11 protein-coding genes and 1 rRNA gene are annotated in these 17,041 nt (G+C 70.4%); 8 read left to right on the top strand and 4 right to left on the bottom strand.

All coding sequences use genetic code 11. From position 1 onward, the window contains the following. Window positions 1–292: 292 nt before the first annotated feature. Together ACTOQ2_RS35815 and ACTOQ2_RS35810 are read left to right on the top strand one after the other, a co-directional pair. Window positions 293–1,951, top strand: coding sequence for a CocE/NonD family hydrolase (locus tag ACTOQ2_RS35815; RefSeq protein ID WP_440105249.1), 1,659 nt, complete (start codon window positions 293–295; stop codon window positions 1,949–1,951). Window positions 1,952–2,089: 138 nt separating this feature from the next. Further along, the gene (locus ACTOQ2_RS35810) at window positions 2,090–3,301 is read left to right on the top strand and encodes a helix-turn-helix transcriptional regulator (RefSeq protein ID WP_440105248.1); all 1,212 of its coding nucleotides are present in this window, start codon (window positions 2,090–2,092) and stop codon (window positions 3,299–3,301) included. A gap of 99 nt (window positions 3,302–3,400) precedes the next feature. Here the strand turns inward: ACTOQ2_RS35810 and ACTOQ2_RS35805 are convergent, their stop codons facing one another. Beyond that, the gene (locus tag ACTOQ2_RS35805) at window positions 3,401–4,315 is read right to left on the bottom strand and encodes an SDR family oxidoreductase (protein ID WP_440105247.1); all 915 of its coding nucleotides are present in this window, start codon (window positions 4,313–4,315) and stop codon (window positions 3,401–3,403) included. A 346-nt stretch (window positions 4,316–4,661) separates the two neighbouring features. Between ACTOQ2_RS35805 and ACTOQ2_RS35800 the strand changes: the two genes are divergently transcribed. The 5 genes from ACTOQ2_RS35800 to mctP all read left to right on the top strand — a co-directional run bounded on the left by ACTOQ2_RS35800 (window position 4,662) and on the right by mctP (window position 9,715). Then, window positions 4,662–5,852: a cytochrome P450 gene (locus ACTOQ2_RS35800; RefSeq protein WP_440105246.1), complete on the top strand. Its 1,191-nt coding sequence runs from the start codon at window positions 4,662–4,664 to the stop codon at window positions 5,850–5,852. 155 nt (window positions 5,853–6,007) lie between these two features. Continuing rightward, window positions 6,008–6,829 carry an MBL fold metallo-hydrolase gene (locus ACTOQ2_RS35795; protein ID WP_440105245.1) on the top strand — a complete coding sequence of 274 codons (822 nt, stop codon included), beginning with the start codon at window positions 6,008–6,010 and terminating at the stop codon, window positions 6,827–6,829. 101 nt (window positions 6,830–6,930) lie between these two features. Then, window positions 6,931–7,485 (top strand): VOC family protein, encoded by a 555-nt coding sequence (locus ACTOQ2_RS35790; protein WP_440105244.1) that lies wholly within the window; start codon window positions 6,931–6,933, stop codon window positions 7,483–7,485. A 417-nt stretch (window positions 7,486–7,902) separates the two neighbouring features. Continuing rightward, entirely contained in the window at window positions 7,903–8,115 is a 213-nt protein-coding gene (locus ACTOQ2_RS35785; protein ID WP_440071415.1) for a DUF3311 domain-containing protein, read from the top strand. A 4-nt stretch (window positions 8,116–8,119) separates the two neighbouring features. Then, window positions 8,120–9,715: a monocarboxylate uptake permease MctP gene (mctP, locus tag ACTOQ2_RS35780; RefSeq protein WP_440105243.1), complete on the top strand. Its 1,596-nt coding sequence runs from the start codon at window positions 8,120–8,122 to the stop codon at window positions 9,713–9,715. A 137-nt stretch (window positions 9,716–9,852) separates the two neighbouring features. Here mctP and ACTOQ2_RS35775 read toward each other — a convergent pair whose 3' ends face one another. Then, the gene (locus tag ACTOQ2_RS35775; protein WP_440105242.1) at window positions 9,853–13,179 is read right to left on the bottom strand and encodes a PQQ-dependent sugar dehydrogenase; all 3,327 of its coding nucleotides are present in this window, start codon (window positions 13,177–13,179) and stop codon (window positions 9,853–9,855) included. Window positions 13,180–13,346: 167 nt separating this feature from the next. After that, window positions 13,347–14,540, bottom strand: coding sequence for a sugar phosphate isomerase/epimerase family protein (locus tag ACTOQ2_RS35770; RefSeq protein WP_440105241.1), 1,194 nt, complete (start codon window positions 14,538–14,540; stop codon window positions 13,347–13,349). 893 nt (window positions 14,541–15,433) lie between these two features. Between ACTOQ2_RS35770 and ACTOQ2_RS35765 the strand changes: the two genes are divergently transcribed. Next, a complete protein-coding gene (locus ACTOQ2_RS35765; protein ID WP_440105240.1) occupies window positions 15,434–16,603 on the top strand; it encodes a serine hydrolase domain-containing protein in 1,170 nt (389 codons plus the stop codon). Window positions 16,604–16,901: 298 nt separating this feature from the next. Here ACTOQ2_RS35765 and rrf read toward each other — a convergent pair. Beyond that, window positions 16,902–17,018 (bottom strand): 5S ribosomal RNA (gene rrf, locus ACTOQ2_RS35760). Between the last annotated feature and the right edge of the window lie 23 nt (window positions 17,019–17,041).

Raw genomic sequence — 17,041 nt, 5'->3', positions numbered from 1 at the left:
GGCCGCCTGTCTGCTCGCGAATGCGAAACCTGCGCCGCCTAGAAGCGGCGCCACCACTGAAGGGTAATCGGGTCTCGCATGTGGCCAGAGTACCGGCGGTGACCGCGATCATGCAACGTGACACCACGCCGGCCCCGTACCGACGGGGAATCCGCGAAGATCTCCAGGGGGCAGGCGCCGGTACGGAGCCGGCGGGACCGGAGGATGACGAGCCTCACACCGGCGAGCCCTGGCCATCGCGAGCCTTGTTCTGTTACCAGTGGGTAATCACGGGGCTGCGCGAGGAGAGCACATGGGGACGATCACTTGGCCGCGGATGGCCGTCCACCGGGTCACGGTCGAGCGCGACCTGCCGGTACCGATGCCCGACGGGGTCACCCTGCTGGCCGACCGCTACGCGCCGGCCGGCGCCGTGCGCCCGCCCACGATCCTGATCCGCTCCCCGTACGGAAGGCGCGGCGTGTTCGGGCGGACCTTCGGGCGCGGGTTCGCCAAGCACGGGTTCCAGGTCGTGATACAGAGCTGCCGGGGCGGCTTCGGCTCGGGCGGCCTGCTCGACCCGCTCGGCGACGAGCACGACGACGGGCTGGCCACGCTGGCCTGGCTGCGCGCCCAGGACTGGTACGGCGGGAGCCTGGCCATGCACGGCCCCTCCTACCTGGGGTACGCGCAGTGGGCGATCGCCCCGTTCGCCGGGCCTGACCTCAAGGCCATGTCCACCTCGGTGACCGCCTCCCAGTTCCGGGACGCCGCCTACGTGGGCGGGGCGTTCGCGCTGGAGTCGTCGCTGATGTGGACCACGCTGACCGCCTCCATGGAGCGGCCGTTCGGCGGGGCGAGCGCCCTGTTCGTCCCGCGCAGAACGCGTCGCGCGGCCCTGTCGGGGCGCCCGCTCGGGGAGCTGGACACGCTGTCGGCGGGCAGGGGCATGCCGTTCTTCCAGGATCTGCTGACCCACCACGCCGATCCCGCCGCCTACTGGGGCAGGCGCGACTTCTCCGCCTCCGTGGGCGAGGTGGAGGCCGCGGTCACCATGGTCGGCGGCTGGTACGACGTCTTCCTGCCCTGGCAGATCAAGGACTACGCGGCGATGCGGGCCGCGGGGCGGCGCCCGTACCTGACGATCGGCCCCTGGTACCACGCGGACGTGCGGCACGGCCGGGTGGCCAACGCCGAGGCCCTCGCCTGGTTCCGCGCGCACCTGCTCGGCGACCCGTCGGGGCTGCGCGAGCAGCCGGTCAGGCTGTACGTGACGGGCGCGGACGAGTGGCGCGACTACTCCGACTGGCCGGTGCCCGGCGGGCGGGAGCAGCGCTGGCACCTGCGTCCCGGCTTCGCCCTCTCCCCCGACGCCCCTGACGCCCCTGACGCCGTCGAAGGCCCTGGCGGCACCGGCGGCCCGCACGGCGCCGAGCCCGACCGCTTCCGCTACGACCCCGCGCACCCGACGCCCGCGCTGGGCGGCCCGGTCCTGCTGGGCAACTCGGAACCGCGCGACAACCGCAGGCTGGAGGCCCGGCGCGACGTGCTCGTCTACACCGGCCCAGAGCTGCGGCGGGACACGGAGATGATCGGCCCGGTCTTCGCCGACCTGTACGTGCGCACGGGCACCGGGCACGCCGACGTGGTGGTCCGGGTCTGCGACGTGCACCCGGACGGCGCCTCCTACAACGTGTGCGAGGGCGTGCGCCGCCTGGTCCCCGGCGACCCGCCCGCCGGGGACGACGGGATCCGCCGGGTCCGGGTGGATCTGTGGCCGATCGGGCACCGTTTCCGGCGCGGCCACCGGATCCGCGTGCACGTCGCCGGAGGCGCGTACCCCCGGATCGCCCGCAACCTCGGCACCGGTGAGCCGCTGGGCACGGGCAGCGCGATGGTCACGACCGACCACGAGATCTTCCACGACCCGTCCCACCCGTCCGCGGTCGTGCTGCCCCTCGTCCCCTCCTGACCGGACCGGGTCTCCCGCCCTGGCGGCCCCGTTCCGCCCTCGCCCGGCCGCCTCCGGCCGTCCCGGGCGGCCTCACCCCGGTCCCGCCCGTGCCCCGCCCGGCCGCGGGCACGGGTGCGCCGGGACTAGGGTCGGAGGGTGCGCGCGGCCAGGTTGATGTCGTTGGTCCTGCTGCTCCAGGCCCGGGGCGGGATGACCGCGGCGGAGCTCTCCAGGGAGCTGGAGGTCTCCGAGCGGACCGTCCACCGCGACGTGCTGGCCCTGTCGGAGGCCGGCGTGCCGGTGTACGCCGATCGCGGGCGAGGCGGGGGCTACCGGCTGCTGGACGGGTACCGCACCCGCCTCACCGGACTGGACCGCGCCGAGGCGGAGGCGCTTTTCCTGTCGGGCGTGCCGGAGGCGCTGCGGGAGATGGGACTGGGCGAGGTGGCGGCCACGGCGCGGCTGAAGGCCTCCGCCGCGCTCTCCCCCGGCCTCCGCGACGCCCCCGCGACCGCGGCTCAGCGCTTCCACCTGGACGCCCCCGGCTGGTTCGCGAGCGAGCGACCCCCACCGGCGGCGCTGGCGCCCCTGGCCAGGGCGGTGTGGGGTGACCACCCGGTCACCGCCCTCTACCGGCGTGCCACGCGCACCCGGCCGGGTGAACAGACCAACCAGCCCGGACAACCCGGACAATCCGGCGAAATCCGGGAAACCGGGCGGACCGAAGGAACCGGACAGGCTGAACGCGGCCGTCGGACCGAGCGTGACGGACGTGCCGGGGAGAGCGAGCAGGCCGGGGCCGCCCGGCGGCGCCTGGAGCCGTACGGGCTCGTGCTGAAGGCGGGAGTCTGGTACCTGGCGACCCGGTTCGCCATCTACCGGGTCGACCGCTTCGACGAGGTCGAGATCCACTCCGGCCTGCGCTTCGAGCGGGACGAGACCTTCGACCTGGCCGCGTTCTGGGGCGAGAGGGCCGCGGGGTTCGCCGGGTCCCTGCTCACCGCGCACGTCACCGTACGGCTCAGCCCCGCCGGGCGCCGCGCGCTCCCCGCCGTCGCCGACCCCGCCGCTCTCGGCTCCGCCCTGGCCTCCGCCGGCGAGCCCGACGGGCAGGGGTGGGTCACGTTCCGCCTGCCGGTCGAGTCACCGGAGGTCGCCTACAGCCAGATCCTTCGCTTCGGCCCGGAGGCCGAGGTCGTCGACCCGCCCGGCCTCCGGGCCCGCCTCGCCGAAGCGGCCTCCCGCCTGCGTGACCTGTACGCCTCCCCCCGCTCCCCCGCCGACCCCGCCGGCCCTCTTGGCACCTCCGACACCGGCGACACCTCCGACCCCGACGACACCGGCGACACCGGCGCGCCAGGCCGCTGATCCCGGCCGGGGGCCCGGCCGAGGGCCCAGCCGGGATCTCAGCCGGTTTTCCCTGCCGGTGGCCCCGGCCCGGGGTCGCGGTGCCGGTACCGGTGGTGGTCAGCGGTAGCCGGTGGCGTCGGCGGGTTTGCCCTTGCTCTCGACCTCCTCGATGTAGCGCCAGGCGTCGGGCCTGCTGCCGTCGACGTCGGTGAAGCCGTACACCTGGGCGAGCTGCCCGCTGGACACCGACTGGCCCGACCAGCGCATCCGGTCCTCGTCGGCGGCGAGGGCGACGACCGCGCGGCCGGTGTAGGCGGGCGTCTCGGAGATCACGAAGTGCGGCTGCTTGGCGGTGGCGTCCCGCCAGTTCTCCTCGGTGACGCCGAAGAGCTCCAGCATGCTCTCCGACCTGAGCCAGCCGGGGGTCAGTGAGATCGCCGCGCAGCCGTGCGGGCGCAGCTCGTGGGCCTGGCTGAACGCGAGGCGGTTCACCGAGATCTTGGCCAGGTCGTAGAAGGCCGAGAGCCGGTAGTTGACGGTGTTGTACTCAAGGGTGCCGTCGGTCACCTCGATCACCATGCCCCCGGGATTCTCGATCAGCAGGGGCAGGGCGTGGTGACTGGTGATCAGGTGGGTGTCCACCGCCAGCCGGAGGATGCGCAGGCCGTCGTCGAGGGAGTGCTTCCAGACGGGGACGTGCCACTCGGTGAGCGGGTCGGCGCCCCAGACGTCGTTGACGAGGATGTCGAGCCTGCCCTGCTCGTTCCTGATCCGTTCCACCAGGGCGCGCACCCGCTCCGGGTCCAGGTGGTCGACCTGGACCGCGATGCCGTGACCGCCCCCGCGGGTCACCAGTTCGGCCGTCTCCTCGATGGTCTCCGGCCGGTCCATCTCCGAGCGCCGCTCCCGCGTGCTCCTCCCGGTGCAGTAGACCGTGGCGCCGGCCGCGCCCAGCTCCACCGCGATTCCCCGGCCGGTCCCCCTCGTCGCCCCCGCGACCAGGGCGACCTTTCCTTCCAGCGTTCTTGTCATGAGGCCAGCGTGACGCGAAAACAGGACATCTACTGTCATGTTTTCGCGTCACACCGGCCGAGGGACACGGACCGGGCCGGAAGGCCGCGGCGCGGCGCGGCGCGGAACGGCCGGCGGGAAGGACGAGAAGAGCACCGCGGTGTCCGGCGACCCCGCCGGGAAACCGGCGGCGGGGTCCCGGTTCCAGGTCGGGGACCTCACGGCGCACGGCGCCGCCGGAGCAAGTAGTTGCTGGTCAGTGACACAACACGGACCTCGGACGGCCCTCGGGGTCCTTTGTGCGCAATCGATGGGTTGCTAGCGTTTTTTCGGAGTGGCCAGAACGGCGAGTCATCCAGGGGGTCCCATGAGCGAGTCTCCGACGCCACCGCTGCACATGCGGCGAGCCGAGTTCGATCCCGATCCGGAGCTGGAGGCGATGCGGGACGGGGAGGGAGTCAGGCTCGTCAGGACGCCGCCCGGCATCGACGCCTGGCTGGTGACCCGCCACGAGGACGTGCGCGCGGTGCTGAGCGACACGGAGCGGTTCAGCAACGCCCGGACGGCCACGTTCCAGCTGCCCGGCGACCGGAGCAGCGAGGATGAGCTCGCCGTGCTCCGCGCGGGCAACCTGCTCGCCTTCGATCCCCCCGAGCACACCCGGCTGCGCCGGATACTGACGCCGGAGTTCACGCTCCGCCGGATACGCCGGCTGGAACCGCGGATCACCCGCATCGTCGAAGACCATCTGGACGCGATGGAGAGCGCGGGCTCCCCCGCCGACCTGGTGTCGTCGTTCGCGCTGCCGATCCCCTCCCTGGTGATCTGCGAGCTGCTGGGCGTGCCGTACACCGACCGGGCGGGCTTCCAGCGCAGGACCGGCCTGTTGCTCGACGTGTCGGCGCCCCTCGAGGAGCGCAGGGCGGCGCAGCGGGAATCGCGCGCCTACATGGCCGAGCTGGTCGCCCGCGCCCAGGCCGATCCCGGGGAGGAGCTGCTCGGCACGCTGGTGCGCGAGCACGACGACCTGACGACGGACGAGCTCATCGGCATCGGCGGCCTACTGCTGGTGGCCGGTCACGAGACCACCGCCAACATGCTCGGGCTGGGCACGTTGGCCCTGCTGCGCCACCCCGACCAGCTGGAACTGCTCAGGAAGGAACCCGAGCTCGTCGACGCCGCGGTGGAGGAGCTGCTGCGCTGGCTCAGCATCGTCCACTCCAGCACCTTCAGGACGACCACCACGGAGGTCGAGATCGCCGGCCGCAGGATCGGGCCCGGCGAGCTGGTGATGTGCGCGCTGCTCGCCGCCAACCGCGATCCCGCGTTCCTGTCCGATCCGGGGGTGCTGGACATCACCCGGGGGGCGCCCGGCCACCTGGCCTTCGGCCACGGCGTGCATCACTGCCTGGGTGCGCCGCTGGCGCGGATGGAGATGCACATCGCCTTCCCCGCGCTGCTCAGGCGCTTTCCCGAGCTGCGCGCGATCGAACCCGACGCGCACTTCCGCTCCTTCAGCTTCGTGTACGGCCTGTCGTCCCTGAAGGTCGCCTGGTGACGCCACGGTAGGACCGTACGCCGGCCCGCCGGACGGGGGTCCGGCCACCGGCGGAGAACGCCGGCAGGCGTGACGGTCCCGGGACGGCCGGATGCGCGGCCTGCCGGGTTCGAGCACGACGACCATTCCACCGATCCGACACGGGGGACCGCGGCATGTCCGACCAGGAGGCGGCGAGTGTGCTGTTCATCGGGAACGCCACGACGCTCATCCGCTACAACGGGTTCACCATCCTCACCGACCCCAACTTCCTGCACCGCGGCCAGCACGCCTATCTGGGCTACGGGTTGTTCACCAGGCGACTGACCGAACCGGCGCTGAACGTTGACCGGCTCCCGCCCCTCGACGCCGTTCTCCTCTCGCACATGCACGGCGACCACTGGGACCGGGTGGCCCGCAAGGGGCTGGACCACAGCACACCGATCGTCACCACGCCGCACGCGGCGCGGAAGCTGAAGCGGCAGGGCTTCGGCGGGGCGGTCGGCGTGGCCACCTGGCATGACCACGAGCTCCGGAACCCGGCCGGCTCGGTGAAGATCACCTCGTTGCCCGCGCGCCACGGCCCCGGCCTGGTGGATCTCCTCCTGCCGCCCGTCATGGGAAGCATGCTGGAGTTCTCCGGCACGGACGGCCGCGTGCGCCTGCGCCTGCACATCAGCGGCGACACGCTCATGGCGAGGGAACTGGACGCCATACCGCGGCGTTTCCCCGACGTCGACGTGGGCGTCGTCCACCTGGGCGGCACGAAGCTGCTGGGCCTCCTGCTGGTGACGATGGACGGCCGGCAGGGGGCCGAGTGGGTGCGTCTGATCAAGCCGCGCCACGTGCTGCCGGTGCACTACGACGACTACGGCGCCTTCAGCTCACCGCTCTCCGACTTCCGCGACCACGTCGAGCGGAGCGGTCACGGAGACCGGGTCGTCTACCTGGCCAGGGGCGAGAGCCATCGGCTGCCCGAAGTGTCCGAGCGGCCGTGAGCGGTACGGGCAGGTCGCGCCGCCGCCTCCCCGGCGGCCGCCCGCCCGGCCTTCCCATCTCCTGTGATAAGCAGTTCATTACCCGAGGGAGCGAGGAGAACATGGCGGACAACACCGAGTTCGAGCTGCGCGGGATCAACCACCTCGCACTGGTGTGCTCGGACATGAAGCAGACGGTCGACTTCTACTCCGGCGTTCTGGGCATGCCCCTGATCAAGACGATCGAGCTGCCGATGGGCTGGGGGCAGCACTTCTTCTTCGACTGTGGCGGCGGCAACGCGCTGGCGTTCTTCTGGTTCCCCGACGCGCCCGAGGGCGTTCCCGGCGTCTCGGCGCCCAAGAACCTGCCCGACCGGGGTGAGCTGCTCTCCGCGGTCGGCTCGATGAACCACATCGCCCTCGACATCGCCCCGGACCGGATCGAGGAGTACCGCGACAAGCTCATCGCCAAGGGCGTGGACGTCGGGGTGATCCTCAACCACGACGACAGCGAGTTCGGCATAGCGCCCGCCATGGGAGAGGGCGTGTTCGTCCGGTCGATCTATTTCAAGGACCCCGACGGCATCCTGGTGGAGTTCGCCGCCTGGACCAGGGACCTCGGCCTGCCGGAGGACGTACGGCACGAGCCGAGGACCGCCGCCGACAGGACCGTCTGAGCCCGCGCTCCGGCGGACCGCGTGAGGCCCTGCCGGCGCCGGCAGCGCCGCGCGAGACCGCGACCGGCGGCTCGGGACGCTGTGTGACATGTCTCGCGCCGGGCAACACGTCGTGCGCTGTGTGACACGCCTTCACCCGTCACGCCTTTACGAGGACTTGCTCGATCATGTCAAGGAAGCCGCGCCGGGAATTCGGTGACCGGTGGTATTCCGTCGGCGAAGTGGGCCCACCCGGGAGGAATGACCCCCGCGACCTCGCCGACGGCCTCGCCGAAGGAGCCGGGCTACCGTTCGTCGCGCCGCCGGTGCCGCTCGGCGCTCGGTGACCTGAATGAAACGGCCGTGTAATTACGCTGCCGGTCAGCCGAAGGGGACGGTCCTGCCCGGACACCCTTTCTCCAGCTCAAGGAGACCGCGTTGACCACTCCAAACGGGAACCGGAGCGATCACAGCCCATGGAACTGGCTGCTCATCGTGCCGATCATCCTACCTTTGCTCCCGTTTCTCTTCAATTCCGATGAGCCACGGCTTTTCGGCTTTCCGATGTTCTACTGGCTCCAGCTCGCCTTCATCGCGGTCGGTGTCACATGCACCACGATCGTGTACCAGATGACGAAGCGGCGGCGGTGACCCGATGGAAGCTCACCTGACAGAAATCATCATCTTCTCCGCACTGTTCCTGCTGGTCAGCGGCATGGGATTCGTGGCCGCGCGCTGGCGCCGCCCGGAGAACCTGGCAAGCCTCGACGAGTGGGGGCTCGGCGGCCGCAACTTCGGTCCTTGGGTCACCTGGTTCCTGGTCGGCGGCGACCTCTACACCGCCTACACCTTCGTGGCGGTGCCCGCCCTGCTCTGGGGCGCGGGCGCGATGGGCTTCTTCGCGGTCCCGTACACGATCGTGGTCTATCCGATCGTCTTCCTGGTACTGCTCCGCCTCTGGTCCATCTCGCACGTGCACGGCTTCGTGACCCCGGCCGACTTCGTCCGGGCCCGCTTCGGCTCCCCCACGCTCGCGCTGCTGGTCGCGATCACCGGCATCGTCGCGACGATGCCCTACATCGCCCTCCAGCTCGTCGGCATCGAGGCCGTGCTGAAGTCGATGGGCATCACCGGCCACCTGCCGATCATCATCGCGTTCGCGATCCTGGCCGCGTACACCTACCAGTCGGGCCTGCGCGCCCCCGCGCTGATCGCGTTCGTCAAGGACACGCTGATCTACATCGTGATCCTGGTCGCGATCTTCGCGATCCCCGCCCAGATCGAGGGCGGCTGGTCGGGGATCTTCGACGCCGCCCAGGAGAAGTTCGCCGCCAGTCCCGCGCCCGGCGACGGCATCCTGCTCAACGCCAACAACCAGCTGCAGTACGTCACGCTGGCCCTGGGGTCGGCGCTCGCGCTCTTCCTGTACCCGCACAGCATCACCGGCATCCTCGCCTCCAAGAACCGCGACGTGATCAAGCGGAACATGTCGGCGCTGCCCGCCTACAGCCTGCTGCTCGGCCTGATCGCGCTGCTCGGCTTCATGGCCATCGCGGCCGGCATCCAGCCCATCGGCAAGGACAACAACACGATCGTGCCGCAGCTGTTCGACAAGATGTTCCCCGACTGGTTCGCCGGCGTCGCGTACGCCGCGATCGGCATCGGCGCGCTGGTCCCGGCGGCCATCATGTCCATCGCCGCGGCGAACCTGTTCACCCGCAACATCTACAAGGAGTACCTGAAGCCGGACGCGAGCGACGCCGACGAGGCCCGTGTCTCGAAGATCACCTCGCTGCTCGTCAAGGTCGGCGCGGTGCTGTGCATCCTGTTCCTGGACACCGGCTTCTCCATCGACCTGCAGCTCATCGGCGGCGTCATCATCCTGCAGACGCTCCCGTCGGTGGCGCTCGGCCTCTACACCCGCTGGTTCCACCGCAGCGGCCTGATCGCCGGATGGGTCGCCGGCATGGGGGCCGGGATGCTCCTGCTCTACAACATCGGCAACCCGGCCACCGGCAAGCTGCACTTCGCCGGGTCGGCGTTCCCGCTGGAGAAGCTGGGCCTGGACACCAAGATGACGATCTACGCGGGCATCCTCGCGCTCGCGGTCAACCTGGCCGTCGCCGCGCTCGGCACGGTCATCGCGCGCGCCATGAAGTCCTCCGACGGCGTCGACGCCACCCAGCCCGACCACTACTTCGCCGACGAGGGCGACCCCAGGATCAAGGATCTCGACCTCGCCCCCCACTGACCCACCGGACGCGCCGCCCGTTCCTGGCGGCCAGAACCTCAGCAAGGACCGGGACCCCGGAGGATCACCCACCGGGGTCCGGAACCGAGCGCGGGGGGAGAGCCTGCCCGGCTCTCCCCCCGCGCCGCTTTGTCGCGTTATCCGCCGGCCGGGGCGCGCAACTGCGCGATCAGCGCCTTCCCGTCCCGGACGAGCACGTCACGCGCCGCGGTGTCGGGCACCCAGAGCTTGAGGCGGGCGAGCGTCACGAAGACCTCCAGCGAGGCGATCGCGAGCTGCTTCCTTCCCGCCTCCGCGTGCTTCCTGGCCTGGTCGAGCTGGACGCCGAGCAGGACGCCCCGCACCGAGCCCTCCGCCTTGAAGCGGTCGAGGAGATTCCGCACGTCGGCGAAGGAGGTCGTGACCTCGAACGCGACGGTCTGCTTCGTGACGTGACCCGCCTCGTCCTTCGCGGTGACGGTCAGCGTGTGCGCGCCGAGCGCCAGCTTGGACAGGGCGAGCGGCTTGCCGGAGACCACCTGCAGGTCGCCGACGGCCGCCGTCACGCTCGCCACCCCCGACGTCGCGTCGGCCGCCGAGAAGACGGGCGTGACGAACGCGGAGTCGCCGTACTTGCCGGGCTCCACCCCGCTCACGGTCAGGACCGGGACGGTCTTGTCGATCTTCGCCGTGACGGTGCCGACCTGCGAGACGTTGCCCGCGTTGTCGGTCGCCCGGTAGCGCACGGTGGCCGTGCCGTCGGCGGTCAGGGTGACCGGGTTGTTGGCGTTCAGCCACGTCGTGCCGCCGTTGAGCGAGTACTGGCGGCTCGCCACCGTGCCGTTGTCGGTCGCGGTGACCGTCAGCGTGACGTTGCCGGTGTACCAGCCGTTCTCCCCGCCCGGCTCGGCCGGGGCGAGCGTGGCCGACACGGTCGGAGGCGTCTCGTCGGAGACCCCGCCGCCCTGGAAGGTGAACCCGTCGACCTCCACGCCGCCGGTCGAGGTGACGTAGAGCTTCCCGCTGCCCGTCGGGGCGCCGGTGAGCGAGGTGTCCACGCTCTGCCAGCCCGATCCGGCGGGCACGGTGACGGTGGCGAACGGCTCCGCGGTCGCCGAGTCCCAGCGCAGGGACAGCGTTCCCGCACCGGAGGCGCGGGTCCTCACGCCGGTGACGCCGGCGAAGTTCACCGGGTCGTACGCGATCCAGTCCCCGGCGTCGAACGACGTGATCTTCGCCAGGCCGGACGCGCTCTCGTCCTCCACCCTGGTGACGCCGCTGCTCGCGTCCGCGTGCTCGGCCTGCAGTTCCTTGGGGTTGAGGATGAGCGTGGCGTCGCCGAGCGCTCCGGGGATGTCACCGGCGCCGTTGTCCCGGTAGCTCACGACGACGACGCCGAAGATGTTCTCGGTCTCGCCGTGCTCGGGGGCGTCGGCGGGTGTCGGCCAGGCTCCCGAGCATCCGGAACCGAGGGTCTCCGGATGCGCGTGCGCGTCGTGGCCGAGGCCGAAGGTCCACTGCACCCGGCCGCACACCGGGGTGTCGCCGTCCTCCTTGTCGGAGACCTTGATCTGGAACGGCACCGCGTCGCCCCAGTTGAAGAAGGAGCCGTTGCCCGGCGTCTGGATGGTCACCTCGGGCGCGGTGTTGCCCACGGTGATCTCGGTCGAGGTGAGCCCGAACCTGCCCTGCGCGTCGGTCACGCGGAGCCTGGCGGCGTACTGCCCGAGCGCGGGGTAGGTGTGCGAGGCCGTCACGCCGGTGGCGTCGAAGGTCCCGTCGCCGTCGAAGTCCCACTCGTGGCGCAGCGCGCCCGGCTCGGCGTCGGTGGACGTCTCCGCGCTGAACGCGACGGTCAGCGGCGCGGCGCTGCTCGACGTCGGCTTGGCGACGATCCTCGCCTGCGGCGTCTTGTTCCCCTCGGCGTAGTCGATGCGGTAGAGGCCCGCGTCGGGGTTCGCGCGGAAGAAGCCGTCGCCGTAGTCGAGCACGTACAGCGACCCGTCGGGACCGAACTCGATGTCCATCGGGCTGTCGGTGATCGGCATCGCCGCCGTGGTCAGCGCGCTGTTGGGCAGGAAGTGTTCGAGCTTGGTCACCGGCCCGTCCGACCCCGTCACGGTGAACGCCGCGAGGTAGTCCTGGGAGAACTCGCCGAAGAAGAACTTCTTGTCCCAGTACGCCGGGAACTTCGTCGTCGACGGGTTCGCCGCGTCGTAGTGGTAGACGGGGCCGCCCATCGGCCCCTGGCCGCCCGCCGGCTCGAAGTCGGTGAGCCCGGCCCACTCCGCGGGCTGGTGGGTGTTGTTGTCGCCGTAGTAGAGGTCCGCCGGGGTCGCGGCCGGCAGCTTGTCGACGCCGGTGTTCCAGCGGGAGGTGTTCGTCGGCCCTCCCGCGCAGTCGAACCACTCGCGCGGCGTCGAGGTCGCGAAGTTCCAGTCGTTGTAGTTGAAGTTGTTCCCGGTGCAGTAGGGCCAGCCGCTGTTCATCGGCTTGTCGATGGGGGTGACGTTCCACTCGACGTAGCCCAGGGGCCCGCGGGCGGGGTCGGCCGCCCCGGCGTCGGGGCCGTAGTCGCCCCAGGAGACCGTACCGGTCACGTCGTCGACGTCCATCCGGAAGGCGTTCCGCACGCCCGTCACGAAGATCTCAGGACGCGTCTTGGCCGTTCCCGGCGGGAACAGGTTGCCGGCCGGGACGGTGTAGGTGCCGTCCTCCTTCACCGTGATCCGCAGGATCTTGCCGCGCAGGTCGTTGCTGTTGCCCGCGCCGCGCCGCGCGTCGAGCCCGGGGTTCATCCCGGGGGCGTCGTTGTTGGGCGCCATGCCGTTGGCCCCGGGCGTGCCCGCGGGGGTGTTGTCACCGGTGACGAGGTAGAGGTTGCCCGCGGCGTCCCAGTCCACGTCGCCCGCGACGTGGCAGCACTGCCCGCGCTGCGCCTCGACCTTGATGATGACCTGCTCGGTGGACAGGTCCAGCGCGTCACCGGTCCACTTGAACCGCGACAACTGGTTGTAGCCCTTCCACTGATTCCAGTACGACTCGTCCGCGCCCGCGGGCAGCGAGTTGGGCGCCGACCCGGTGGGAGTCGTCTCCGGGTACGGCGCCGTCATCGTCTTGGGCGCGTAGTAGACGTAGACCCACTTGTTCTCGGCGAACTCCGGGTCGATCGCGATCGTCTGGAGACCGTCCTCGGAGTTCGCGTAGACGGGGATCGTGTTGATGACCTTGGTGACGCCGGTGCTGCCGTCGGTCAGGCGGATGTCGCCGTTGCGGGCGGTGTGCAGGACCCGCTTGTCGGGCAGGACCGCCAGGTCGATCGGCTCGCCGACGTTCTTGGTCAGCGTGATCTTCTCGTAGTTCGACCAGTCCGTGGGCGCGGCCAGGACGCCGGCATGGGCCTGTACGGGGGCGGTGCCGGGCACCGCCAGGGGGAACAGCAGGGCGGCCAGTGCTCCACCGAGCATGGCGCGGGTACGCTTCAACTTCCTGAGCCTCTTCTTCAGGGGGGTGTCAGGACAGGGCGGGCCGCCACGCGTGCCGCGGCAACGGCTTCGATCACGTGGCGGTCCGCCGAACCCGTCTCCGGGTTCTTTTCCGAGGTGCTCTTCGAGGGGCTTCTGAGGAGTTCGCCCGGTCGTCCGCCGGGCTCTCAGCGGCGGCGGCGCAGGGCGGCCAGGTTCTTGTAGCTGAGCTCGGAGTACTGGAGCGAGCGGCCCGGCTCCTCGGCCCCTCCGGGCGCGTTGTCCTGCTCGTACATCGGGTTGTGGCGCCGCTCGATGTCCAGCTTGGAGAAGAAGGCGCGGTAGTCGATGTCACCGGTGCCGAACGGCACCATGTCGTAGCCGTTGCCGGTCGCCGTGTTGGCCTTCCCGTCCTTGGCGTGGAACAGCGGGAAGCGCTTCTCGTTCTGTCGTACGAGTTTCAGCGGGTCGAAGATGTCGGCCCGGGTGGAGCCGTCGCGCGCGACGTACGAGCGGTGCTTGTACTGCGCCACGTGCGCCCAGAAGATGTCCATCTCGAGATAGACGTGCCTGCGGCTGGTGATCCGCAGGAAGTACTCCAGCTTCCTGATGCCCGACGAGCGGGTGGGCCGGCCGAGTTCGTCGAGCGGGCCCTCGTCGAGGAGGAAGCCGTACGCCGCGTCGTGGTTGTGCGTGTACAGCTTGAGCCCGGCGGCCGAGGCGATCGAGCCGAGACCGTTCCACTTCTGGGCGGCGAGGTCCCAGTCCGCCTTGTAGGCGCTGTTGGTCGGGTCGCCGCCGGTGCCCACGTGCTCCATGCCGAGGATGTTGGCGATCTCCAGGGTCCGCTTGAAGCGGTCGAGGTCGGCCTCGGTGAGCGGCCACGAGCCGGGGATGAAGCCGTGGTTGCCCTGGGCCTTGAGCCCGTTGTCGTCGAGCCACCGGCGCAGCAGCTTGGCACCCTCGACGGTCTCCAGGTCGGCCCCGCCCTCGGCGTTCGCGTGCTGGCGGTAGCCGGCGAACTCCACCTGCTTGTAGCCGATCCGCGAGAGCTCCTCGAACACGCGCCGGAAGCCGGCCGGCAGGCTCGTGTTCGCCGCCGGGTCGCGGGAGATCACGTCACGAACCGTGTAGAGGATGATGCCCCGCTTGGCCTCGGGCACCAGGGCGTTCCGGTCGCCGTGACCGTGGGCGTGACCGTGTCCGCGCTCCTGGTCGCCACCGGGGGAGGCGTACGCGGCCGACGCGAGCGGGCCCACCGCCGAGACGGCGGCCACCGCGGTGACTCCCGTCGTGGCCGCGAGGAACTGGCGGCGGTTCAGTCCGAGCCTGCGGCGCAGCGCGCCCGCGACCTCGTCGATCTCTTCTTCGTGTGCACTCATGGTTTCCTACCTCCGTCTGGGTGGATGGAGCCCCGTGATCCCCGATGCCTCAGCCGAGTGACCGCCGACTCCTTTCCGCCGCAGGTCGGGGCCCCGCCCGGCGGATCACCTCTCCGAGGAGATCCGCCCGCGAACGCCGCCGGCCGACTCACTGCGCTCTCTTGATGTTGTGCGGAGAACTTGGCGTGGAAGTTACGCGCCTTCTGACGTTTTTGGAAGAAGTTTTGTCATGATCAATTTAACTTTCTACGATCGACGACCGAAGTCACCCCGGTGCGCGACCCCGTCCACCGGACCCCGAGAGACCGCCGAATGGTGGATCTTCCCTGATGGATCGGGGTGGCCGCCTCCCAGGGCGCCGCAATAGACTTGGTTTGTAACGATATGAGCAGATAACACTCTCGGACGGCCCGCCTCGACGCCCGTACTCGGCCGGACCTGCGGGCTCGCCGATCAACGAGTGGGCCGCCTCGCCACGAACGGTCACGGGGCCTGTTCAGCGGATACTTTGGTTGAGAAGGCGAAAAGTTTCGCTCATAATCGGCAGAACCGTTGGTTCACCCATCGGGCGACACGTCGAGCGGCATCGAGCAGGACCTCGGGTGACACACCAGGTGGCGTACCAGAAGACATCAAGTGACACACCAGGTGGCACCTCGGGTAGCACGGACCGCCGGGCGTCTCGCCGACGGGCGAGACCGGAACCGGCCGGCACCGGACCTTCATCCGAAGACCTGGCCCCACCAGGCGGGCTTTCCCATTCGCCGCGCCGCTTGTAGCGTCTTGACGTCCTTCCCGCCCGGAGGCGGAGGTTTCCGCGCTCGAGGTTCCCGCGCTCGAGGAGAAGTGATGGTCCCGGCGAGGAACACGAGGAACGAGAAGGGAAACGCCGGATGCGCGCGGCCGGACTCGGAGCCATCTCACTGGTGATCGCGCTGACCTCCTGCGCCCCGGCGCCCGGCGCCGCCCCACCGGCCTCTCCCTCGGCGACGAGCCCCGCGCCCGTGTCCCCTTCGCCCTCCTCCGAGCGGCCGGATCCCCCCACGAAACCGGGCCCGGCCGGCTCGGCCTCCGCCCTCCAGGCGATCGCGGAGGACCTGGTGGCGGCGGCAGGTTCCCCGGGGGCCGTCGTGCACGTCCGTGACGACGGAAAGGTCCAGGAGGCCGCCGCGGGGTTCGCCGACCCGGCGACGCGCACCCCGATGCGGGTCGACCACCGCTTCCGGATCGCGAGCATCACCAAGACGTTCACCGCGGCGATCACGCTCCAGCTGGTACGCGAGCGGCGGCTGGCCCTCCGCGACACGCTCGGCGAGCTGCTTCCCGGGGTCCTTCCCGGTGCCGGCCGGGTGACCGTGGAGCAACTGCTCAACCACACCAGCGGGATACCGGACTATCTCACCGACTCCCGCTTCATGGACGCCATCGTCGACGGCGGCATGTACACACGCGACTGGCCGCCGCGGGAACTGCTCGGCTACGGCGGCAAACCGGGCAGAAGCGGGGTGAACCGCTACTCCAACGGCAACTTCATCCTTCTCGGCCTCATCATCGAGAAGGTCACCGGTCAGAGTTACGCCGAGGTGCTCCGCGAGCGCGTCACCGAGCCCCTGAAACTGCGCGACACCGAACTGCCGCGGGATCTACGGCCACCCGGGCTCGCCACGGGCAGGCAGGGCGACGGTCCCGGGGCGACGGTCGTGAACTCCTCGATCTTCTGGTCCGCGGGCGGGCTGGTGTCGACCGCGGGGGATGTGGGCGCCTTCTACGAGGCACTGTTCGGCGGGAAACAGGCCGTGTCCGGTGGTGAACCCGCCGAGGGATCGGCGCCGAGGCGATTACTCGAGGGGTCCGGGGCCGCGCTGAAGCGCGCGGACGGTCTGGGCGTCTTCGCCGACAGGCTGCCGTGCGGCACCCGGGTGTGGAACCACTCCGGGATGATCTACGGATACTCGGGGGTCGCCATGAGCAGCGAGGACGGCCGGCGCCAGGTGGTGGTGCAGCTCAACTCCCCGGCGGCCGGGCAGGCGATCGCGACGGCGGGAAGGCTCATGTGCCGATGAGCCGCCTGACGGCCGAACGCCCTCCAGGGACTTCTCCGGTCCGGGGAATGATGGGATCTCGGGAGTCTCCCGTTGGAGTTTCCTGTTAGGAAAGCTCCGGAAAGGGCCCTGAAGAGAGCCCCCCAGCAGACCCCAAAACGGGTCGCGGGCAGGCCCCGGAACGGTCCTGGAACGGGTGTCGGGCAGGTCCCGGAAAAGGTTCGGGAAGGGTCGCGGGCAGGGTCCCGGAACAGCCCCGGAAAAAAGGGCCGGGACATGACTGAGGGCCCCCACCAACGGTGGGGGCCTTCAAAAGATTGTCCGGCGGTGACCTACTCTCCCACACCGTCCCCGGTGCAGTACCATCGGCGCTGAAGAGCTTAACTTCCGGGTTCGGAATGTAACCGGGTGTTTCCCCTTCGCCATAACCGCCGTAACCCTATGAAACACACAAACACT

Source organism: Streptosporangium sp. H16 (assembly GCF_051918855.1).
Classification (GTDB): domain Bacteria; phylum Actinomycetota; class Actinomycetes; order Streptosporangiales; family Streptosporangiaceae; genus Streptosporangium.
This window is presented reverse-complemented; position numbering and strand designations above follow the sequence as displayed.

What these genes read in the sequence shown, in the direction of transcription:
- ACTOQ2_RS35805 (WP_440105247.1), bottom strand. Translation starts at nt 4,315, where the DNA reads ATGACAAGAACGCTGGAAGGAAAGGTCGCCCTGGTCGCGGGGGCGACG.
- ACTOQ2_RS35800 (WP_440105246.1), top strand. Translation starts at nt 4,662, where the DNA reads ATGAGCGAGTCTCCGACGCCACCGCTGCACATGCGGCGAGCCGAGTTC.
- ACTOQ2_RS35790 (WP_440105244.1), top strand. Translation starts at nt 6,931, where the DNA reads ATGGCGGACAACACCGAGTTCGAGCTGCGCGGGATCAACCACCTCGCA.
- ACTOQ2_RS35815 (WP_440105249.1), top strand. Translation starts at nt 293, where the DNA reads ATGGGGACGATCACTTGGCCGCGGATGGCCGTCCACCGGGTCACGGTC.
- ACTOQ2_RS35795 (WP_440105245.1), top strand. Translation starts at nt 6,008, where the DNA reads ATGTCCGACCAGGAGGCGGCGAGTGTGCTGTTCATCGGGAACGCCACG.
- ACTOQ2_RS35765 (WP_440105240.1), top strand. Translation starts at nt 15,434, where the DNA reads ATGCGCGCGGCCGGACTCGGAGCCATCTCACTGGTGATCGCGCTGACC.
- ACTOQ2_RS35770 (WP_440105241.1), bottom strand. Translation starts at nt 14,540, where the DNA reads ATGAGTGCACACGAAGAAGAGATCGACGAGGTCGCGGGCGCGCTGCGC.
- mctP (WP_440105243.1), top strand. Translation starts at nt 8,120, where the DNA reads ATGGAAGCTCACCTGACAGAAATCATCATCTTCTCCGCACTGTTCCTG.